Origin of the sequence: Rhodococcus sp. BP-160 (assembly GCF_019836205.1) — a bacterium.
GTDB lineage: Bacteria > Actinomycetota > Actinomycetes > Mycobacteriales > Mycobacteriaceae > Rhodococcoides.
This window is the reverse complement of record NZ_JABUEK010000002.1, coordinates 615527-638022: the sequence shown is the minus strand read 5'-3', so window position 1 is coordinate 638022 and position 22496 is coordinate 615527. Positions and strand designations below refer to the sequence as shown.

16 protein-coding genes are annotated in these 22496 nt (G+C 68.9%); all 16 read right to left on the bottom strand.

What is annotated here, in order from left to right; genetic code table 11:
- Positions 1-53: 53 nt before the first annotated feature.
- The 16 genes from HQ306_RS09420 to rnc all read right to left on the bottom strand — a co-directional run bounded on the left by HQ306_RS09420 (position 54) and on the right by rnc (position 22496).
- Positions 54-2540: a [protein-PII] uridylyltransferase gene (locus HQ306_RS09420; protein ID WP_261769525.1), complete on the bottom strand. Its 2487-nt coding sequence runs from the start codon at positions 2538-2540 to the stop codon at positions 54-56.
- 57 nt (positions 2541-2597) lie between these two features.
- Positions 2598-2936 (bottom strand): P-II family nitrogen regulator, encoded by a 339-nt coding sequence (locus tag HQ306_RS09415; protein WP_027505009.1) that lies wholly within the window; start codon positions 2934-2936, stop codon positions 2598-2600.
- A 3-nt stretch (positions 2937-2939) separates the two neighbouring features.
- Complete coding sequence (locus tag HQ306_RS09410; RefSeq protein WP_027505008.1) at positions 2940-4301, bottom strand: ammonium transporter; 1362 nt, start codon at positions 4299-4301, stop codon at positions 2940-2942.
- 222 nt (positions 4302-4523) lie between these two features.
- On the bottom strand, positions 4524-5924 hold the full coding sequence (gene ftsY / locus HQ306_RS09405) for a signal recognition particle-docking protein FtsY (protein ID WP_222630744.1): 1401 nt from the start codon (positions 5922-5924) through the stop codon (positions 4524-4526).
- A gap of 4 nt (positions 5925-5928) precedes the next feature.
- Complete coding sequence (gene smc, locus HQ306_RS09400) at positions 5929-9552, bottom strand: chromosome segregation protein SMC (RefSeq protein WP_222630742.1); 3624 nt, start codon at positions 9550-9552, stop codon at positions 5929-5931.
- Positions 9553-9581: 29 nt separating this feature from the next.
- Complete coding sequence (locus HQ306_RS09395) at positions 9582-9866, bottom strand: acylphosphatase (RefSeq protein ID WP_027505005.1); 285 nt, start codon at positions 9864-9866, stop codon at positions 9582-9584.
- On the bottom strand, positions 9863-10273 hold the full coding sequence (locus HQ306_RS09390; RefSeq protein WP_056445078.1) for an OsmC family protein: 411 nt from the start codon (positions 10271-10273) through the stop codon (positions 9863-9865). Before HQ306_RS09390 ends, HQ306_RS09395 begins: the two co-directional genes overlap by 4 nt.
- A gap of 24 nt (positions 10274-10297) precedes the next feature.
- Positions 10298-12673, bottom strand: a complete 2376-nt coding sequence (locus HQ306_RS09385) for a lysylphosphatidylglycerol synthase transmembrane domain-containing protein (RefSeq protein ID WP_222630740.1) — start codon at positions 12671-12673, stop codon at positions 10298-10300.
- A 45-nt stretch (positions 12674-12718) separates the two neighbouring features.
- Positions 12719-13450 (bottom strand): response regulator, encoded by a 732-nt coding sequence (locus HQ306_RS09380; RefSeq protein WP_027504984.1) that lies wholly within the window; start codon positions 13448-13450, stop codon positions 12719-12721.
- Positions 13447-15942, bottom strand: coding sequence for a sensor histidine kinase KdpD (locus HQ306_RS09375; RefSeq protein WP_222631467.1), 2496 nt, complete (start codon positions 15940-15942; stop codon positions 13447-13449). Before HQ306_RS09375 ends, HQ306_RS09380 begins: the two co-directional genes overlap by 4 nt.
- A 13-nt stretch (positions 15943-15955) precedes the next feature.
- Positions 15956-16600 (bottom strand): potassium-transporting ATPase subunit C, encoded by a 645-nt coding sequence (locus tag HQ306_RS09370; protein ID WP_222630730.1) that lies wholly within the window; start codon positions 16598-16600, stop codon positions 15956-15958.
- A gap of 2 nt (positions 16601-16602) precedes the next feature.
- Positions 16603-18693 (bottom strand): potassium-transporting ATPase subunit KdpB, encoded by a 2091-nt coding sequence (gene kdpB / locus HQ306_RS09365; RefSeq protein WP_222630729.1) that lies wholly within the window; start codon positions 18691-18693, stop codon positions 16603-16605.
- Entirely contained in the window at positions 18690-20498 is a 1809-nt protein-coding gene (gene kdpA, locus HQ306_RS09360; protein WP_222630727.1) for a potassium-transporting ATPase subunit KdpA, read from the bottom strand. Before kdpA ends, kdpB begins: the two co-directional genes overlap by 4 nt.
- Before the next feature lie 3 nt (positions 20499-20501).
- On the bottom strand, positions 20502-20600 hold the full coding sequence (gene kdpF, locus HQ306_RS09355) for a K(+)-transporting ATPase subunit F (protein ID WP_222630725.1): 99 nt from the start codon (positions 20598-20600) through the stop codon (positions 20502-20504).
- A 236-nt stretch (positions 20601-20836) separates the two neighbouring features.
- Positions 20837-21721 carry a bifunctional DNA-formamidopyrimidine glycosylase/DNA-(apurinic or apyrimidinic site) lyase gene (gene mutM / locus HQ306_RS09350; RefSeq protein WP_056445093.1) on the bottom strand — a complete coding sequence of 295 codons (885 nt, stop codon included), beginning with the start codon at positions 21719-21721 and terminating at the stop codon, positions 20837-20839.
- The gene (gene rnc / locus HQ306_RS09345) at positions 21714-22496 is read right to left on the bottom strand and encodes a ribonuclease III (protein ID WP_027504977.1); all 783 of its coding nucleotides are present in this window, start codon (positions 22494-22496) and stop codon (positions 21714-21716) included. Before rnc ends, mutM begins: the two co-directional genes overlap by 8 nt.

The following is a 22496-nucleotide window of genomic DNA, read 5'->3' as shown; positions in this document are numbered from 1 at the left end:
TCGACCAGACTAACGGTCGATCGACCCGGCGGTGGCCCGGCCCGACGCGTACCTCAGTCGTCCGACTCGGGCTCCTTCGGACGCAGGGCGGGGACGACGGCCAGCAGCGCGCGTTCGAGCTCCTCGCGCTGAGCCCGTGATCCGGCGCCGCCCTCCGACGCCCCGCTGGTGTCGACGCAGAACGCGTCCACCACCGAGGATCCGCGGGTGGTGACCTTGGCCCAGCGCACGTCGGCACCGTGCTTCTCGAAGACGGACGAGAGCCGGCACAGTAGCCCGAGCCGATCCTCGGCGCGGACCTCCACGATCACGGAGTCACCGTCCGGACCGTCGAACCACAGCACCCGCGGCGGCGCCTGCGCGTACAGCAGCACCTCCGACGAGTCGAGCGCTCCGAGATCGCCGTCCGACGCGGCGATCCGTGCCCCGGCCTCCTTGAGGTCGAGTTGCGCGAGCAGGTCGAGGTCCCCGTCGAGTGCCCGGATGAGCTCCTGGCGCAGCAGGCCGGGCTGGGGCGGCGCCCCGAAGGTGGGCGTGACGACGAAGCGGTTGATCGCGAACCCGTTCGCGCTGACCACGGACGCGGACAGCACCCGCAGCGCGGCCAGAGCGAGCACGCCCGACGCGTTGGACAGCAGGCCGAGCCTGTCCGGCGCGGTCACCGTCACCTCGAACGTGTGCGGACTGTCCGACGGCTGCAGATCGACGTCGACTCCGCCCTCGGCGGCGCGGGCCGCGAGCGCCGCGTCGATCGGATCGGGCGTCGGCAGTGATTCACCGGCCATGATCATGCGGCAGCGCCGCACGAGCTCACCGATGAGCGAGGACTTCCAGTCCCCCCAGACACCGGGTCCCGTCGCGAGCGAGTCCGCCTCGGCCAGCGCGTGCAGGAGTTCGAGCAGGATCGGATCGCCGTCCAGCGCGTCGACCACCCGCTGCACCGTCGCGGGATCGTCCAGGTCGCGTCGGGTCGCGGTGTCCGGCAGGAGCAGATGGTGGCGCACCATCGCCTCGAGCAGCCGGACGTCCGACGGCCACAGACCGAGCCGCTTGCCCACCTGCGTGGCCAGATCCGCGCCGACGATGCTGTGGTCTCCCCCGCGGCCCTTGCCGATGTCGTGCAGCAGTGCCCCGAGGACCAGCAGGTCGGGCCTCGCGACCCGGGTGGTGAAACCACTCGCGTGCGCGGCGGTCTCGACGAGATGGCGATCCACCGTCCAGGTGTGCACGGCGTCGCGCGGCGGGAGGTCGCGCACCGCCCCCCACTCGGGAAGCAGACGCCCCCACAGGCCCGTCCGGTCCAGAGCCTCGATCGCGTCGATGGCGCGGCGGCCGGAGCCGAGGACCACCAGCAGGTCGTTCAGTGCCTCCTTCGGCCACGGCTCGCGCAGTTCCGGTGCACTGTCGGACAGCCGACCCAGGGTCGACGCGGACATCGGCATCCCTGTCACCGCGGAGGCCGCTGCGACACGCATGATCAGTCCCGGATCCTTGTTGGGGCGGGCGTCCCGCGCCAGCACCACCTCGCCGGCGTGCTCGACGACCCCCTCGTCCAGGGGCCGACGCACAGGTACCCGGCGGAGACGCGAGAGTCCGCGTCGCGGTATGGCATTCCCGGCGGTACGCAGGCCCACGTCCGTCGAGTAGACGATGGTGCGCGCCGAATCACTCAGTACGCGTGCGAGATCGAACCGATCGCCGATTCGGAGCGCGGCGGCGATCTCGTCCGCGTCCTGCGCTCGCAGCTGATCACGGGCACGGCCCGCCACCCGGTGCAGCTCGGTACGGACGTCGAGGATCCGTCGGTGAGCGAAATCCAGTCCACCGCCCGGTAATTCGGGCCCGAGGCCCGGCATCGCGTCGGTGAGCTGCGCGATGGAGAGCGCGTCGAGCAGCTGCACGTCGCGCAGTCCGCCGCGTCCACTCTTCAGATCGGGCTCGGCCCGGTGGGCGATCTCGCCGCTACGCCCCCAGCGAGTGCGGGTCAGCGCGTGCAACTCGTCGAACCGATCGCGGATCCCGATGCGCCACTGACGCCGGATCCCGTCGATCAACATCGAACTGAGTTCGGCGTCGCCCACGATGTGTCGGGCGTCGAGCAGACCGAGGGCCGCGGTCATGTCGTGGGCGGCCACGTCCAGAGCCTGCGGAACCGTGCGGACACTGTGATCGAGCTTGATGTGCGCGTCCCACAGCGGGTACCAGAGTTGGTCGGCCACACCGCTGACGAGCGCGGGATCGAGATCGTCGTGCAACAGCACCAGGTCCAGGTCCGAGTACGGCAGCATCTCGCGACGACCCAGCCCGCCGACGGCGACGATGGCGAATCCGCTGTCCGGCTTGATACCCACCTCGGAACCCTTGGTGGTCAGCCAGAACTCGTGGAGATCGACGAGCGCCTGGCGCAGCGCCGTCGCGTCCAGTCGTCGATTCCGGCCCTGGCCGGCGAGCAGTTGCTCGCGCGCTCGGACGAGATCCGCCGCTGCTTCGGAACCTCCCACGGGGCTCACTCCTTCTGGTGTCGTGTCGCCGAAAAACAGATCGGCCGCGGATCCGCCCCGTCGAACGAGGCGGATCCGCGGCCGGACTGACGGGAACTACAGAGCGTCGGAGCCACGCTCGCCGGTGCGCACGCGCACGACTGCCTCCACGGGCGAGACCCAGACCTTGCCGTCACCGATCTTGCCGGTGCGGGCTGCCTCGACGATCACCTCGACGACCTTGTCCACGGCCGCATCGTCCACGACGACCTCGACGCGCACCTTGGGAACGAAGTCCACGGAGTACTCGGCACCGCGGTAGACCTCGGTGTGGCCCTTCTGTCGGCCATACCCCTGTACCTCGCTCACGGTCATACCGAGAACGCCTGCCTGCTCGAGAGCCGTCTTGACGTCCTCGAGAGTGAACGGCTTGACGATTGCAGTGATCAACTTCATGTCTCACGCCTCCTTGCTGGGAACACGTCCCAGTGTTGACCCACCGAGTGCCGCAAAGTCGTAGGCGGTCTCGGCATGTTCCGATTCGTCGGCTCCCATGGATTCACCATCGTCGTCGATCCGGAGGCCCACGGTGTACTTGACGATGAGCGCGACGATGGTCGTACCCACCAGAGAGTAGAGCAGCACCGCACCGGCACCGACTGCCTGACGCCACAGCTGGTCGAATCCGCCGCCGTAGAACAGCCCCTCGACACCGGCCGGCGCCTCGGAGGTGGCGACCAGTCCGACGAGCAGCGTGCCCACCAGACCGCCGACGAGGTGGACGCCGACGACGTCGAGCGAGTCGTCGAAACCGAACTTGAACTTCAGGCCGACGGCCAGTGCGCAGAGCACACCGGCGACGACGCCGATGACGAGTGCACCGAGGATGTTGACCGAGGAGCAGGCCGGGGTGATCGCCACGAGTCCGGCGACGATGCCCGACGCACCACCGAGACTCGTCGCGTGCCCGTCACGGATGCGCTCCGTGAGGAGCCAGGCCAGCATGGCTGCGGCCGTGGCCGCAATGGTGGTGACGAAGGTGGCACCGGCGATGCCGTTGGAGCCGACGGCGGAACCGGCGTTGAAGCCGAACCAACCGAACCAGAGGAGGCCGGCACCCAGCATGACGAACGGCAGGTTGTGGGGGCGGAACGGAGTGCCCGGCCATCCCTTGCGCTTGCCCAGGATGACGGCGAGCACCAGACCCGCGGCACCCGCGTTGATGTGGACGGCGGTACCGCCGGCGAAGTCGACCGCCGCGAGCTTGTTGGCGATCCAGCCACCGGTCGTGGTGGTGACCTCGTCGAAGGAGAAGACCCAGTGCGCGACCGGGAAGTAGACGAGGGTCGCCCACAGTCCGGCGAACAGCAGCCACGGTCCGAAGCGCATGCGGTCGGCGACCGCGCCGGAGATGAGCGCGACCGTCAGGATCGCGAACATGGCCTGGAAGGAGACGAACACGGTCGCGGGGATGGTGCCGACGAGCGGGATCGCGGCATCGGTGAGCACACCGGCCTCGTCCTCGGAGGCGAGGTACGTTCCGCCGATCAGGCCCTTGAGCCCGAAGTACTGGAACGGGTCACCGATCAGGTTGCCCTTGTCCTCGCCGAAGGTGACCGAGTAGCCGTACAGCACCCAGAGAACGCCGACGACGCCCATCGCGCTGATGCTCATCATGATCATGTTCAGCACGCTCTTCGCGCGGACCATGCCGCCGTAGAAGAACGCAAGACCCGGAACCATGAGCAACACGAATGCCGCGCTTGTCAGCATCCATGCGGTGTCACCGGTGTCGGGCGCACCGATAGTGGGAAAATCCACCTTGAGCCTCCTCCTTCTTCCTCGCCCCAGCCGATGGCGGCTGACGACCTGAGGAGAAGGGTGCTCACTCGACGTTTCGGCGACGACACTGCGGTGTTTCGTCGGTGTGAACGCACAGCCGAATCATGTTGCGACCGTGTTGCGTCTCGGTCTTTTCACCCGATTCGGCCGCCGAGGACGCGATGAGAGTCGAATTCTCGGCGGCCCGAGCGGGGCTCGCGGTCAGCCCAGAAGAGCGTCGACGAACGCGCCGGGCTCGAACGGAGCGAGGTCGTCGGCGCCCTCACCGAGGCCCACGAGCTTCACCGGGACACCGAGTTCACGCTGCACCTGGAACACGATGCCGCCCTTGGCGGTGCCGTCCAGTTTGGTCAGCACGACGCCGGTGATGTCGACGACCTGAGCGAAGACCCGCGCCTGCGCGAGACCGTTCTGACCGATGGTCGCGTCGAGCACGAGCAGGACGTCGTCGACGGGCGCCTTCTTCTCGATGACGCGCTTGACCTTGCCCAGCTCGTCCATCAGTCCGGTCTTGGTGTGCAGTCGGCCCGCCGTGTCGATGAGCACGGCGTCGACTCCGTCGGCGATGCCGCGCGTCACGGCGTCGAACGCGACGGCGGCCGGATCGGCGCCCTCCTTGCCGCGCACCACCTCGGCGCCCACGCGCTCGGCCCACGTCTGCAGCTGGTCGGCCGCCGCGGCGCGGAAGGTGTCGGCCGCGCCCAGCACGACCCGACGGCCGTCCGCCACCAGGACGCGGGCGAGCTTGCCGGTCGTCGTGGTCTTGCCGGTGCCGTTGACGCCGACGACGAGCAGGACCGACGGCCGGTCACCGTGCGGCAGCGCACGGATCGAGCGGTCGAACGACGGGGTGAGCTGCTCGATCAGCACCTCGCGCAGCAGGGCGCGGGCCTCGGGCTCCGTCCGCACGTTGCGCACGGCCATCTGTTCACGCAGCGTCGCAACGATCTCGGCGGTCGCCGCACTTCCCAGGTCGGCGACGAGGAGGGTGTCCTCGACCTCCTCCCACGAGTCCTCGTCGAGGTCGCCGCCACCGAGCAGTCCGAGCAGCGACCGGCCCACGGCGTTCTGCGATCGCGACAGTCGACCGCGCAGCTTGGTCAGGCGGCCCGACGTCGGCTCGATCTCGTCGAGCACCGGAGCGGAGCTCGCCGGTTCTGCGGGCGTCTCCTCCTCCACCGGAGGGACGACCACGGGCGGGGTCTCGACAGTCGGTGCCTCCGTGGCCGGAACGGGCTCGTCGAGCACCGGGTCGGGCAGCGAGATGTCGGTGATGCCCCGCTTGGGTGCGTCGCGAGGAACCGACGCGTCGTCACCGACCCGCGGCTGATCGTCGGTGTCGGTGCGCTCGAGGGTGGGTTCGGGGATCGGCTTCCGGGGCGCCGGCGCGGGCGGAGCCGCCGTGCCCTGCGAGAAGTCGAATCCGGTCCCGGCCTTGTAGCCACCCGATCGGTCGACCTCGCGGACCTGCTCGGTGGTGTCCGGACGGGCCAGGGAGATGCGGCGACGACGCTGCAACACCAACCCGACGACGAGCACGACGACGAGCAGTGCGAGGACGGCCGCCACGACGATCCACAGTTCGGTAGTCACGTCGACCATCCTGTCAGGACGGTGGCTCGGGAGTCGCCACCTCCCCCGCGGGCTCGAGGACGGCACGCTTGGGCAACCGCTGCGAGATCACCGTCGTGATGCCGTCGCCGCGCATGCTCACGCCGTACAGCGCGTCGGCCACCTCCATGGTGGGTTTCTGGTGCGTGATGACGATGAGCTGCGACTTCTCCCGCAGCTGCTCGAACAGGCCGATGAGGCGACGGAGGTTCGTGTCGTCCAGCGCCGCCTCGACCTCGTCCATGACGTAGAACGGGGACGGCCGGGCCCGGAAGATGGCGACGAGCATCGCGACCGCGGTGAGCGACTTCTCGCCGCCGGACAGCAGCGACAACCTCTTGACCTTCTTGCCCGGCGGACGGGCCTCGACCTCGATGCCGGTGGTGAGCATGTCCGAGGGGTCGGTCAGTACCAGTCGGCCCTCACCGCCCGGGAAGAGCTTGGCGAAGACGCCGACGAACTCGCGCTCGACGTCGGCGTAGGCCTCGGTGAACACCTGCAGGATGCGGGCGTCGACGTCCGCGACCACGCCCAACAGATCCTTGCGCGCCGACTTCACGTCCTCGAGCTGGGTGGACAGGAAGTTGTAGCGCTCCTCCAGGGCGGCGAACTCCTCGAGAGCCAGCGGGTTGACCTTGCCCAGCGTCGCGAGGTCCTTCTCCGCACGCTTGACCCGGCGCTCCTGCTCCGCGCGGTCGAACGGCATCGGGGCCGGGGCCACCACCTGCTCGCCGCGTTCCTTCGCCTGCTCGTACTCCGCCATCTCGAGGTCGGTCGGCGGTAGCGTGACGTCGGGTCCGTACTCGGCGATCAGGTCGTCGGGCGCGATGGAGAACTGCTCCACCACGTTCTGTTCGAGCTGCTCGATGCGGAGCACCGCCTGCGCCTTGGCCACCTCGTCGCGGTGCACCGCGTCGGTCAACTGCGTGGCGCGCGCGGCGAGGGCGCGAACCTGTTCCCGCGTCCGGTCCAGCTCGGCCGCTCGGTCGGAACGACGGCGAGCCAGTTCGTCGCGGCGCACGGCAGCGTCCGCCACGACGCGCTCCAGCCGTCCGGCGACACGAGTCCCGGCCTCGGCGACCGCGGCGGCCACCGCAGCGGACTGCACGCGGCGTGCCCGTGCCCGCTCGGCCCGCGCACGGCCTTCTCGTTCCATCCGTGCCTGCCGACGGAGCTGGTCGGCCTTGCCGCGGACCGAGTCGGCGCGCTCCTCGGCGGTGCGTAGGGACAATCTGGCGTCGACCTCGACGGACCGCACCTCGGTGACCGCTGCGGCAGCGTCCTCGCGGGCCCGCGCCCACTCCTCCGCCTCACCGTCCCCGTCGGCGTCGCCGCCCTGGTCGTCCTCGGCCCGGCGCACGCGCTCCTCCAGTTCGGCGAGCGCGGTCACCGCCTCGTCCCGCTGATGCTCGGCCCGTTCGCGCTGGGACTGCAGCCGGGTCGACTCGGCATGCGCGACACGGGCGACCTGGCCCAGTCGGCCGAGTTGCTCGTACACCGCGGACATCGCGGCGTCGGACTCCGTGAGCGCGGCCAACGCCTGATCGGCGGCCTCCCGGCGGTCCGCCTGTTCGGCGAGCGCCCCGGACAGCGCCGCGGCGAGTTCCTCGGTCCGACGCTCCGTCGCCGCCAGTTCGGTCACCGACTCGTCGATGGCCGCCTGCACCTCGAGCGTGCTGGGTCGGCGGTCCGACCCACCGGTGATCCACCCGCGCCCCACCAGGTCGCCGCCGCGTGTCACAACGCGCACGTCGGCACTGTCCTCGACCAGGGCGGTGGCCTCTTCCAGCGTGTCGACGACGCTGGTGCCCGCCAACAACGAGGCGAGCGCGCCGCGCGCCGACTCGGACGCCTCGATCACCGACAGGATCGAGGTGCCGGAGCCGATCGTCCGCTCCTCGGACGCCGCGCCCGTGGGGTAGACGATCGCCGCGCGGCCGGCGTCCTCGCTCTTGAGCGCCGACACCGCCTCGCGGGCGTTCTCGACCGACGAGACCACCACGGCGTCGGCCGCGGCTCCCAGCGCCACGGCCACCGCCACCTCGTACCCCGGCCGCACGGTGAGGTGATCGCCCAACCTGCCGACGACGCCGTGCTGTTGCTTCTCCCCCAGCCACGCACCGCCGTCGCCGCGTTCCAGGTTCATCGTGAGAGCGTCGATCCGGGCGCGCAGCGATGCCACTCGCTGGCTCGACTCCCGTTCTCCCGTCTGCAGTTCCGCGACGCGGGCGTCGGCGATGGCCAGTGCCTCGACAGCATTCTCGTGCTGCGAGTCCAGTCCCGCCTCACCGGCGTCGAGTTCGCCGACCTTCTCCTGGACGATGTCGAACTCGGCCTGTGCGGCGTCGCCGCGGTGCCTCGCGTCCTCGATCGCGGTCGCGAGACGGGCCACCTCCGTGTCGTACGACTCGGCCCGAGCGCGCAGCCCGTCCACCTGACCGGAGAGCCGCGCGAGGCCCTCCCTGCGGTCGGCGACGGCGCGCACGGCAGCGGCGTGGGCGCGCTCCGCGTCCGCCGCGGCCGCTTCCCGTTCCGCGAGCTGCTCCCTCGCGGCATCGAGGGTGGCGCGCGCGAACTCCACCGCCTCGGTCAGCTGCATCTCCTCCTCGGCGACCCGGTCCGCACGCTGCTCGAGCTCGTCCGGGTCGGGACCGCGGCGGTCCTCCGGCTCGTCACCGAGGTGACGTGCCCGCTCGGTCGCGATGCGCACGGTGGCGCCGACACGCTCGGCGAGAGCGGACAGCTGGAACCACGTCTGCGCCGCCGCCTCCGCGCTCGGGGTGAGTCGCGCGAGGTCCTGCTCGCCCTCGGCCAGCACCGCCTCGCCCTCGGCCAACGCGTCCTGGACCGCGGCGTACTCCTCGCGAGCCTTCGTCTCGTCGTGCGACTGTTCCGCCAGTTCGGTCCGGCGTGTCACCAGATCGTCGGCGGCGATGCGCAGGCGCGCGTCGCGGAGGTCCGCCTGCACGGTCTGCGCGCGCCGGGCCACCTCGGCCTGTCGGCCCAGGGGCTTCAGCTGCCGACGCAGTTCGGTGGTGAGGTCCGTCAGACGCGCGAGGTTGGCCTGCATGGAGTCGAGCTTGCGGACGGCCTTCTCTTTGCGCTTGCGGTGCTTGAGGACGCCGGCGGCCTCCTCGATGAAGGCGCGACGGTCCTCCGGCCGCGACTCGAGAATGGCGGCGAGTCGACCCTGACCGACGATGACGTGCATCTCACGGCCGATACCCGAGTCGCTGAGCAGTTCCTGGACGTCCATCAGTCGGCACGAGCTGCCGTTGATCTCGTACTCGCCGGCACCGTCGCGGAACATGCGGCGGGTGATCGAAACCTCGGAATAGTCGATCGGCAGCGCGCCGTCGCTGTTGTCGATGGTCAGCGTCACCTCGGCCCGGCCCAGCGGGGCGCGGCCGGACGTGCCGGCGAAGATGACGTCCTCCATCTTGCCGCCGCGCAGCGCCTTCGCGCCCTGCTCCCCCATGACCCAGGTCAGAGCGTCGACGACATTCGACTTGCCCGATCCGTTGGGCCCCACCACGCAGGTGATGCCGGGCTCGAAACGCAGAGTCGTCGCCGAGGCGAAGGACTTGAAGCCCTTCAGCGTCAGACTCTTGAGGTGCATGGCGGTTCAGACTACCCAGCCCTGCTCTCTCAGCGTTCGACGAACCCGTCGAGTCCGCCGCGCGCGGATTCCCAGTTGTCCACCACGGTGGTCACCGAGCCCGGGGTGTCACCCGATCGCAGTGCGGCGAGCAGCGCCTCGAGATCCGCTCGATCTCCCTCGGCGACCACGTGCACCCGGCCGTCGGACGTGTTGGTCGCTGATCCGACGAGCCCGAGTTCCAACGCGCGCGACCGCGTCCACCAGCGGAAACCGACGCCCTGGACACTGCCGTGGACCCACGCGCTCAGCCGTTCGAGGTCGACTGCCGTCACTCCTCGACCTCGATACGGAGGTCCACCTCGGTGCCCGCCTTCAACGTGCGCCCCACCGTGCACACCTTGTCGACGGCCTTGGTGACGACGGTGAGCAACCGTTCCCTGGCCTCCGGATCGAGGGCGCTGAGGTCGACCGTCAGCACCTCCTCGAGCCGCGGGTAGCGCTCCTCGTCACGATCTGCGACGCCCGACACCCGGACGGTCGCGTCGTAGTCGTCACCGAGCCGGCGGGCGAGGGGACGGTCGGAGCTCATGCCCGTGCATGCCGCGAGAGCGATCTTGAGCAGCTCACCGGGAGTGAAGACACCCTCGACGTCCTCGGACCCGATGAGCACTTCGGCACCGCGCGAACTCTTGCCGGTGTAACGACGTGTCCCGGTGCGATCGACCCACAGTTCAGTCATGATCGCGATGTTAGTGGGAGGACGTCAGATCATGTCCTTGCGCGTCAACCACCGCATGATCGGCCAGCCGAGGAACACCGGGATCCAGCACGTGAGCACGCGATAGAGCAGAACGGACGGCACCGCGATGGTGGCGGGCAACCCGAACGCCGCCAGACCGCCGATGAGAGCGGCTTCCACGGCGCCGATGCCACCCGGCGTCGGGGCTGCGGAGGCGAGCGTCCCACCGATCATCGTGACGATGGTGACCGTGATGAAGGTGGTGCCCCCGCCGAACGCCTCGATGCTCACCCACAGCGCGAAGGCAGCACCGAGAGTGGTTGCGGCGCAGCCCAGCACGATGACGGTGAAGCGTGCCGGATGCCGCACGAGCTCCGAGAGGTCCGAGTAGACCTCCGCGAGCTGAGGCCGCACCGCGGTGCGCAGGAAGCGCCGCAGGGTGGGCACGAACAGGAAGGCGCCGAGGGCGCCGAACGCGACACCGGCAATGAGGTACAGGATCGTGGCGTTCGGGACGAAGCGGGACAGGTCGGCGGACTGGCCCGCCGCGACGCTGAACACCACGAGCAGCGTCACGTGCGAGATCACCTGCACCAGTTGCTGCAGAGCTACCGCGGCGGTCGAGCGCGTGAGCGTCAAACCGCCCTTCTGCAGGAAGCGGACGCTCAGCGCCAGTCCGCCGACACCCGCCGGAGTCGTCGTCGCCGCGAACGTGTTGGCCACCTGCATGATCGTCGTGTTCAGGAAACCCACGGCGCCCGAGGCGCACGCCCACAGTGCCGCGGCCGCTCCGAAATAGGTCGCGGCGGAGATCGCGAGACCGAGCAGTGCCCACCACCAGTCGATCGAGGCCAGCTCGGAGGCGAAGGTGGGGACCTGACTGATGAACGGATACGCGACGTAGACCAGCGCGATGAGCAGGACCAACTGCACGACCTGGTTGCGCGAGAACCGCGTCACCTGCTCGGTGGCGATCGCCGAGGTCCCGGTCCGGGCCAGCACCGTGTCTCGCGTCGCCGTGAGCACCCCCTTGGCGTCGTGCACCGCCCGGCGCACGCGGGTCGGGATGGCGGACGGCGTGAGCCGGCGTGAGGCGGTGAGAACGTCCGCCGGGCCGAGCCTGTCGATCGCGGCGTCGACGGCGACGTCGGGCCCGTACAGCGATGCGGTGGTCAGCATCAGCTGCGCGGCGTCCGAGTGCAACTGGGCCTGCGACGCGCCGAGTTCCGCGGTGTCGAAGCCACCGAGCAATGCGGTGCCGTCCTCGTCGATCCGGATGTCGTCGACCCGGAGGTCTCCGTGCGAGATCTGCCGGGAGCGCAGCACTCCCAGAGTCCGCCACAGTGCGTGCGCATCCTCCGGACGCTCGGGGTCCACGCGCCGACCGCGGGGAACGCTGTGGGCGTACAGGACCCAGCCACGCTCGAGGGCCGACACCGCCGTCGGGACACAGGCCGCCACGCCCAGGTCGTTCAGCGCGATGCCCATCAACGCGCGATGCTCCACCGCGCGGCGCTGGGAGGCGTGCAGGGGCGGGCTCTCCGACGACCGCAGAGTCACCAGTCGGCGCAGCAGACGCAGGGCGCCGCGGCTGCGCTGATTGGGACCGAACAGCTCGACGACGACGTCGTGGCCCACCGGCCCGATCCGTCCCGAGAGCACCAGGGGACCCGAACTCGCCGGGCGCAGAACGACGAACCCGGCGATGTCGACTCCCCGGCGCTTCAGGGCACGGACGGCCTCGGCGAGCGGCACCTCGAGTGCCGGGGTGCCCACCACCCAGATCACGAGCGATCCGGCGAGCCACCCCACGGCGAGACCGAGCAGCGAGCGCGCGGGGACGACGGTGCTGATGAGCAGATGGATCGGGACGAAAGCCAGCAGCAGCACCCACCACGTCCGCTTCCAGCGGATCGGCAGCCCCGGGCCGGAGACGGTGAGCACGGCCGCGACGATGGCGATCCAGCGCGGATCGTCGAGGATCTGCGAGAGCAGGGTGTCCAGGCGCGTCGATTCGTCGATGTGCCACTTCGGCGCGGAGATCCCGCTGCCACTGACCGACAACGCCAGTGCGGCCACCACGGCCGCAGCGACGTAACCCGCGAGCAGCCGCCAGCGGCGTGCCGCCACCAGTCCGGCGAGCACGGTGAACGGAAGAGCCAGAATGGCGACGCCGTACACGAGATAGACGGCATTGGACTGGCTCGGGGTGAGCACGCCGACGATGTCGGAGATCGAGCGCTCCAGCGCTGTCCACTCGTTGCGGGTCACCAACGAACCGACGACGATCGCCCCCAGGACGATCGCCGCGGTCACGACCCGCAGGATGTCGCTCGTTCGCCGGGTCAACGGTTGCAGGACGCTCCCGGTGACCGGGATGTCTCTTCCGTCGACCAGCACACCGGCCAACCTATCGGAGCGGTGGGCCGCCGGCGGTGAGGCGCATCAGGTTCGGAAGCGATACCCCATGCCGGCCTCGGTCAGCAGGTGGCGTGGATGCGCCGGATCGGGCTCGAGTTTGCGCCGCAGCTGACCGAGATACACCCGGAGATAGTGGGTCTCGGTCTCGTACGCCGGGCCCCACACCTCGCGCAGCAGTTCTCGCTGTCCGACCAGCTTGCCGCGGTGCCGCACCAGCATCTCGAGCATGCCCCACTCGGTGGGGGTGAGGTGGACCGGCTGCCCGTCGCGCGTCACCGATCTCGCGGCCAGATCCACGGTGAACGAGTCGGTCACGACGACCGCCTCGCCGTCGCCGTCCGCCGTGCGTGCGGCGCGCCGAACCGCGACGCGCAGCCGGGCGAGGAACTCGTCCATGCCGAACGGCTTGGTCACGTAGTCGTCCGCACCCGCGTCCAGCGCGTCGACCTTGTCGCCGGAGTCCGAACGGGCGGACAGCACGATCACGGGCACGGTGGTCCACCCGCGAAGTCCGGCGAGCACCTCCAGGCCGTCGAGATCCGGCAGACCCAGGTCGAGGACGATCACGTCCGGATGCCTCTCGGCGGCGGCGCGCAGAGCTCCCGCTCCGGTCGACGCCGTCGACACGTCGTAGCCCCGCACCCCGAGATTGATGCGCAGCGCCCGCAGCAACTGCGGCTCGTCGTCGACGACGAGGACACGGGTGGGCGGCGGTCCCGGCCGCGGCGTCTCGGTCGTTCCCCCGTCCTCGGTCACGACGCCGCCGGCAGGTCGACGGTGACGGTCAGCCCGCCGCCGACGGTGCGCTGCGTCGACACCGTGCCGTGCATGGCCTCGACGAAGCCGCGCACCACGGACAGTCCGAGGCCGACGCCGGTGGTGTTGTCGCGATCCCCGAGCCGCTGAAACGCGTCGAAGACGGTCTCCTCCGAGCCGTCCGCGATACCGGGCCCGTGGTCGGCCACGGCGAGCCGGACGCGGTCGTCGTCCACACGAGCGGACACGCGGATCTCGCCGTGGGGTGCGTACCGCACAGCGTTGTCGATCAGATTCGCCACCACTCGCTCCAGCAGACCCTCGTCCGCCAGCACCGACAGATCCCCCACCTCCACCTGCAGGCGGGACCGCGCCGGACCGACGGAGGCCGAGGCGCGGTGCACCACCTCGTCGAGGAACACACGCGCCGACACCGGCCGCACCACGCCGGCGGCCAGGCGCGAGGAGTCGAGCAGGTTCTCCACCAGCGCGGTGAGCTGATCCGCCGACTCCTCGACCGTCGCCAGCAACTCCGCGGTGTCCTCGGGCGAGAAGGTGACGTCCTCGCTGCGCAGACTCGAGGCGGCGGCCTTGACCGCGGCCAGCGGCGTCCTCAGGTCGTGTCCCACGGCGGACAGCAGTGCCCGCCGCAGTGTGTCCGACTCGACGGCGGCCGCGGCGGTGCTCGCCTCCGCGGCCAGTTCGCTCTGGCGGATCAAGCCGACCGCCTGATTGGCGACCGCCGTGAGGACACGCCGGTCGGTCGCGCGGGTGCGGTGCCCCGCGAGGACGAGGGCGTACTCCTCGTCGCCCACCTCCACCGCGGTGTCGGCGGCGTCCACGCTCGTGGGCGGGTTCTCCCCCACTGCACTGACGACGCCGTGCCCCGAGCGCAGCACCGCCACGGCGCGCTGCCCGTACGTCTCGCGCACCCGCTCGAGCAGAGCGGGCAGGTCGGCTCCCCGCAGCACCGATCCGGCGAACAGCGCCAGCAGTTCCGCCTGTTGCGACGCGCTGCGGGCGTCCCGTGCCCGCCGGGCGGCCGCGTCGACGAGCACGGCCACCGCCACGGCGACGACGAGCAGCACCACAGTCGTCACGAAGTTGTCCGGCTCGGCGATGGTGAAGCTGTAGCGCGGTTCGGTGAAGAGGAAGTTCAGCAGCAGGGCGGAGAACAGCGCCGACAGGATCGCGGGGGCCACGCCGCCGAGCAGGGACACCGCCAGCACGACGATGAAGAACAGCGCGCTCTCGCCGCCGAGATCGAGAAGGTCGTCCACGAGCGAGATCAATCCCGCCGCCACCGCCGGTACGGCGAGCGCGGCGATCCAGGCGACGGGGCGCCGGACGGTCGGCGACGACAGTCGCCGGACTGCGGTGGAGGCGTGGTCGTGCGTGACCATGTGGACGTCGATCGCGCCGGAGTTCTGCACCACGGTCGATCCGATGCCCTCGTCGACGGCCCGTGCCCACCGTGACCGGCGCGACGTTCCGAGCACGAGTTGCGTCGCGTTCACCCCGCGGGCGAACTCGAGCAACGTCACGGGCACGTCGTCGCCGACGACACTGTGCATCGAGGCGCCCAGACCGCCGGCCAGGGTCCGCACCGCACCCATGTGCGCGGCGGACACCCCCGCCAACCCGTCACCTCGCACCACGTGCAGCACCATGAGTTCGGCGCTGGACTTCGCGGCGATCCGGCTGGCGCGGCGTACGAGAGTGTCGGACTCGGGTCCGCCTGTCACCGCGACGACGACACGCTCTCGCGCTTCCCAGGTGTCCCTGATGGCGTTGTCGGCGCGGTAGCGGGCCAGCGCCGCATCGACCTGGTCCGCCAACCACAGCAGCGCCAACTCCCGCAGAGCGGTGAGGTTTCCACGCCGGAAGAAGTTGCTCAGTGCCGCGTCGATCTTCTCGGGTGCGTAGACGTTCCCGTGTGACAGTCTGCGTCGCAACGCTTCCGGTGTGATGTCGACCAGCTCTACCTGGGCCGCGGCTCGCACGACAGCGTCGGGAACCGTCTCCCGCTGCACCACACCGGTGATGCGCTGGACCACGTCGTTGAGACTCTCGAGGTGCTGCACGTTCAGAGTCGACACCACGTCGATCCCGGCGGCCAGAAACTCCTCGACGTCCTGCCAGCGCTTGGCGTTGCGACTGCCCGGAGTGTTCGAGTGGGCCAGTTCGTCGACGAGGACCACTTCCGGCATTCTGGCCACGACGCCGTCGACGTCGAGTTCGGGGACCGAGGCTCCGCGATACTCGACCATGGTCGGCGCCAGTACCGCGATGCCTTCCAGCATCTCTGCCGTTCGAGTGCGTCCGTGAGTCTCGACGACGCCGGCGACGACGTCACACCCACGGGACTGGCGACGGTGCGCCTCGCCGAGCATCGCGAACGTCTTTCCCACGCCCGGCGCCGCGCCGAGATAGATGCGCAGTTCTCCCCTGCCCCCCGGTGTCGTGCGTTCGTCCGCGGCGTCGGCGTGCATGCTCACGTGCTCATCATCCACCCGTGGTCGAGCAGTCGGGTGCAGTCAGTCCCAGGTCGACGTTCAGCGTGGCGACGTTCACCGTCGCCTGTCCCAGGAATCCGAACTGACGACCGTCGGTGTTCGCGGCCACCAGCGCGCGGACCTCGTCCCGGGAGTTGCCGGTTGCTGCCGCCACACGGGGGACCTGAAGCTCCGCGTACGCCGGGCTGATGTCCGGGTCGACACCCGAACCGGAACCGGTGACCGCGTCGACGGGCACCGCCGCCGGATCGACGTTCTCACGCTCGGCGATCGCAGCACGACGTTGCTCGATGAACGACGCGAGAATGTCACTGCTCGGACCCTGGTTCAGAGGGAGAGCGGCGGAGGGGTCCCCCGCGGCGAAGGCGTCGTCGTCGGCGACCGACCCTGTGACGCGCGTGTGGAAATACGGATCGGGTCGTCCGTCTGCGACCACGGTGTCGACGCCGATGAGCGAGCTGCCGACAACACATCCCGAGGCATCGCGGATGGGTGAACCTTCCGCCGAGTCGGACCCGATGCGACTGATGGCCCACACCGCGGCTGGGTACCCGATTCCGAGGAGAACCGTCAACACCAGCAGAACTGTGAATCCGGCGACGATCTGTTTGAAGAACACCGAAAATGTACGCATTGCTAGCCCATTCCAGGAACGAGTCGGACCACGAGGTCGATCAGCCAGATACCGATGAAGGGCGAGATCACACCGCCGACGCCGTAGACGGCGAGGTTGCGGCCGAGCAGTGTCGACGCGGTGGACGGCGTGTACCGAACACCCTTCAGCGCAAGAGGAATCAGCGCCACGATGACCAGTGCGTTGAACACCACGGCCGAGACGATCGCTGATTGTGGAGTTGCCAGCCGCATGATGTTCAGTGTGTCGAGCTGGGGATACACCGTGGAGAACAGTGCCGGCAGGATCGCGAAGTACTTGGCGAGGTCGTTCGCCAACGAGAACGTGGTGAGCGCTCCGCGGGTGATGAGGAGTTGCTTTCCGACCTCGACCACCTCGATCAATTTGGTGGGATCGGAATCGAGATCCACCATGTTGCCCGCCTCTTTCGCTGCGGACGTGCCGGTGTTCATTGCCACGCCTACGTCGGCCTGAGCCAGCGCGGGAGCGTCGTTGGTGCCATCCCCCGTCATTGCGACCAGCCGACCACCGTTCTGTTCACGGCGGATCAAGGCCAGTTTGTCTTCCGGTGTCGCTTCGGCGAGGAAGTCGTCCACGCCGGCTTCCGCGGCGATGGCCCGAGCGGTGAGGGGGTTGTCGCCGGTCACCATCACGGTCCGAATGCCCATGGCGCGCAACCGTTCGAATCGCTCGGCGATGTGAGGCTTGACCACATCCGACAACTCGACGACTCCGAGAACTCGGGCACTCGATCCGGATTCGGCGACCGCGACGACGAGCGGTGTACCGCCCGCTTCGGACACCGATTCGACCGAATCACGTACCGCAGTGTCGGCGGCGTGGCCACTCTGCTCGCGAACCCAGGCGAACACGCTGTCGGAGGCACCCTTTCGGATCTGCCGACCGTCGACGTCCAGCCCACTCATGCGGGTCTGAGCGGTGAACGGAACGAACTCACCCCCAGCTGTGGGAGCTACATCCCCGCCGAAGTCGCGTGCGACGAGTTCGACGATGCTGCGTCCTTCGGGTGTTCCGTCAGCGAGCGACGACAGGCGGGCCGCGTCGGCGAGTTCCCGAACATCGACCCCGGGTGCCGGATGCAGTGCCGTGGCTCTGCGATTTCCGAAGGTGATCGTGCCGGTCTTGTCCATGAGCAGGGTGTCGATGTCGCCGGCGGCCTCGACCGCGCGGCCCGACATGGCCAGAACGTTGCGCTGCACCAGTCGGTCCATACCGGCGATGCCGATGGCGGACAGGAGTGCGCCGATGGTCGTCGGAATCAGGCAGACGAGAAGTGCGATGAGCTTGACCGGATCCTGCGCCGACCCCGCGTAGATGCTCATGGGACCGATGGCCACGACGGCAAGCAGGAACACGATGGTCAGGGACGCGAGCAGGATGTTGAGAGCGATCTCGTTCGGAGTCTTCTGTCGCGACGCACCCTCGACGAGCGCGATCATCCGGTCGACGAACGTCTCACCCTGTGCGGCGGTGATCTTCACGACGATCCGGTCCGACAGCACGGTCGTGCCGCCGGTGACGGCGCTTCGGTCACCGCCCGATTCGCGCACCACCGGTGCGGATTCACCCGTGATGGCGGATTCGTCCACCGATGCGATGCCGTCGACCACATCACCGTCACCGGGAATGACCTCCCCTGCGGTGACGACCACCTCGTCACCGACCTTCAGCTCGGTGCCGGGCACGCTCTCGACGGACCCGTCGGGCAGCCGACGATTCGCGAGCGTGTCCCGTTTGACGTTGCGCAGACTGGCCGCCTGGGCCTTGCCGCGACCCTCGGCAACGGACTCGGCGAGGTTCGCGAACACCACGGTGAACCAGAGCCACCCGGTGACGAGCCAGGAGAACACCGACGGGTCGGCGATCGCCATGACAGTGGTGATGACCGAGCCGACCAGAACGACGAACATGACCGGGTTGCGGGCCTGGTGACGCGGATCGAGCTTGCGGAATGCGGTGGGCAACGAGGTCCACAGCTGTGTGGGGCTGAAGTAGCCGGATGTGACGGGAGCCGGCGCGCCGTCGTCGGGTGTCGCCTCCGACTGAGTGGGATGGTCGTTGACGAGGGTCATTGCAAAGCCTCCGCGAAGGGGCCCAGCGCGAGCGCCGGGAAGAATGTGAGCGCAGCGACGAGGACGATCGTGCCGGTGAGAAGACCGGCGAACAGCAGTCCCGTGGTGGGGAGCGTCCCGGGTCCGGCCGGACTTCGACGCTTGGTCACGAGTGAGCCGGCGAGAGCCAGAACGAACACGATCGGAAGGAATCGGCCGAGCAGCATCGCAATGCCGAGGGAGGTCTGGAACCAGTCGTCGGTCACGGTCAGTCCGCCGAACGCACTTCCGTTGTTGTTCGACGCGGAGGCGTAGGCATAGAGCACCTCGCTGAACCCGTGGATCGAACCCGGAGTTCCAGGGTCGCCGCTGTTGCCGAGCGCTCCGCTGGTGGAACCGAGGATCACCGTGACACCGGTCCCGATCAGAACGAGCGCCGGCATGACCAGTACCGACAACGCTGCCATCGTGATCTCGCGTTTGCCGAGCTTCTTCCCGAGGTATTCGGGCGTGCGTCCGACCAGAAGCCCACCCACGAACACGGCGATGACGGCCAGGACCAGCATTCCGTAGAGGCCGGTCCCGACTCCGCCGGGTGCCACCTCGCCGAAGAGCATGTTCAGGATGACGACTCCACCGCCGAGCGGGGACATGGCGTCGTGCGCGGAGTTGACTGCACCGGTCGATGTTCCGGTGGTGCTGACTGCGAACAGGGCCGAGCCGGGAATGCCGAATCGTTGTTCCTTGCCCTCCATCATGGCGCCGGCGGCCTGCGCAGCGACGCCGCGAGTACCGGATTCCGCAGCGAGGGTCACGGCGAGAATGCCGGCCCACAGCAACGCCATGACGGCGAGAATCGACAGACCCTGCTTGCGTTCTCCGACGAGGGTTCCGAAGGTGCGCGTCAATGCGACCGGGACCAACAGCAGGGCGATGATCTCGACGATGTTGGACAGCGGCGTCGGATTCTCGAACGGGTGCGCCGAGTTGGCCGCCAGGATTCCGCCACCGTTGGTACCGAGCTCTTTGATCGCTTCCTGAGAGGCGACAGGAGCGAGTGCGTTCGTGATCGAGCTGCCGTCCAGACCCGTCGAGGCGAAACCACTGTGGAACGACATGACGACGCCCTGCGTCAGCAGGATCAGCGCCACGACGAACGACAACGGCAGCAGGATCCGCAGTACGCCGCGCGTGAGATCGACCCAGAAGTTTCCGAGTTCACCTCCGCTGCGCACACGGACGAACCCGCGGATCACCGCGACGGCCACAGCCAGTCCGACTGCGGCAGAGACGAAGTTCTGTACTGCGAGGCCGAGAGGTTGAGTCAGATTGCTCATCGTCGTCTCGGGTGAGTACGACTGCCAGTTCGTGTTGGTGACGAAGGAGATCGCCGTGTTGAACGCGACCGACGGGCTGACGCCCGGCAGCGAGTTGTTCAGCGGCAGAACACCTTGAACCCGTTGGAGGGCATAGAGGAAGAAGACCCCGGCAGCAGAGAAGCCCAGCAGCGACAAGGCGTAGCCGACCCACGTCTGTTCCGAGCGGGGGTCGATCCGGCACACGCGATACAGCAGGTATTCCACCCGCCAGTCCGCCGTTGCCGATACCGACCTGCTCGTCGGCTTCGGCGGGTCGAGCGTGGTGGTCGTGGTGATCGTCGATCCCGCAGCCTGTCGTGCGGCAGAGCTGACCACTTCGTCACGAGCACGTTCATCTCGCGGAGTGATGAAGACGCGCGCCATGTGGTCGCCGAGGGGAACGTAGGCGGCAGCGAGCACGATCACGACGGCCGCGATCTGAAGCCCGGCCGCAAGTGCGGGAGTCACGGCTCAGAACCTCTCGGGGTCGAGCAACGCGATCAGCAGGTACACCGCAAGTGCCGCGGAGACCACGATCAACATCACGCTCTCGATTCCGGCGGCGGTCATGCGGATCGACCGAGTCGAAGAACGGTGAACACCAGCGCAGCGAAACCTGCTGCCGCGGTGAGTAGGTAGGCCAGGTCAGCCATGGATGCAATCCTCGTGAAACGGCGACGACCTGCCGGCGGATGCTCGGCAGCTACGCCAGCGTCCACCCCCTACGCGCCCATCTCGGCCTTACTGACGCTCTGTTGACGCTGCGAGCAGGCGCTTTGATGCGATCTTTACGCCACGCACCGGAATCATCCCCGCCGAACCCTCGGCGCCGGCTGACACTTCGGACAGCTGAAGGACGACCGATTCATGAACTTCTCGCGGCGGATGGGAGCGCCGCAGCGAGGGCACGGGAGTCCCTCCTGGCCGTATGCGGCCAGTGACCGGTCGAAGTACCCCGACTGACCGTTCACGTTGACGTACAGCGCGTCGAACGAGGTGCCGCCCTGCGCCAGTGCCTCCCCCATGACAGCGTGCGCGTTGTTCAGCAACCTGCGCAGCGCCGGGCGAGTCAGTGAATCGGTGAGTCGATTGCCGTGGATCTTGCTGCGCCACAACGACTCGTCGGCGTAGATGTTGCCCACGCCCGACACGACGGTCTGATCGAGGAGCGCGCGCTTGATCTCGGTGTGCTTGCCCCGCATCGCCGTCACCACGGACTCCGCGTCGAACTGGGGGTCGAGTGGGTCGCGGGCGATGTGCGCCACGGGAACCGGGACCCGGGAGCCGTCGACCTCCACGAGGTCGGCGACCGCCCACCCGCCGAACGTCCTCTGATCGACGAATCGCAGATCCGTGCCGCTGCCCAGTCGGGCGCGGATGCGCAGATGCTTCTCGTCGGGTGCGTCCGCGGGCTGGACGAGCATCTGCCCGCTCATGCCCAGGTGCACCACGATCGACTCGAGCGGCCCGGTCGCGTCGTCGTTCGCGGCGACCACGAGCCAGAGGTACTTGCCACGGCGCTCGGCGGACACGACGGTGGTGCCGGCCAGTCGCGACTGGAGATCGAGACTTCCCTCGAGATGCCGTCGAGCGGCACGCGGATGCAGGACCTCGATGTCGACGAGGGTCTCCCCCACGACGTGCGACGCGAGTCCGCGTCGCACCACCTCGACCTCGGGAAGTTCAGGCATTCCGGTCGGACGACATCTCCGGGGTCGGGCCGGCGATCAGCGCTGCGGAGGCCGATTCACTGAGAGCGTTCCAGGCCGCGCTGGCGGCGCGCTGCTCGGCTTCCTTCTTCGAGCGACCCACGCCCTGCCCGTGCGGCGATCCGCCGACGAGCACGGTGGCCGTGAACTCCTTGTCGTGGTCCGGTCCCGTCGCGGTGATCTCGTACGCGGGAACACCGAGACCCTTCTCGGCCGTGAGCTCCTGCAGGCTGGTCTTCCAGTCGAGGCCGGCACCGAGACGCGGTCCACGCTCGAGCAACGCGTCGAACAGACGCAGCACCACCTCGCGTGCGACGTCGATGCCGTGCTCGACGTGGATGGCGCCGAGAAGCGATTCCATGCCGTCCGCGAGGATCGACGGCTTGTCGCGCCCACCGGTCATTTCCTCGCCCTTGCCCAGAAGCAGGTGCGCACCGAGTCCGCCGTCACCCAGTTGGCGAGCCACCTCGGCGAGCGCGTGCATGTTGACCACGCTCGCGCGGATCTTGGCCAGCTCGCCCTCCGACTTGTCGGGGTGGGCGCTGTACAGCTGCTCGGTGATGCTCAGACCCAGAACGGAATCTCCGAGGAACTCGAGGCGTTCGTTCGTGGGCAGCCCACCGTTCTCGTACGCGTACGAGCGGTGGGTGAGAGCGTGGACGAGCAGGTCGTGGTCCAGAGACACGCCAAGAGCGGCGAGAAGCGATGCATGATCGTCCTCGCCGCTCCGGTCTGTCGCTGGCGACTGTGAGGTCAC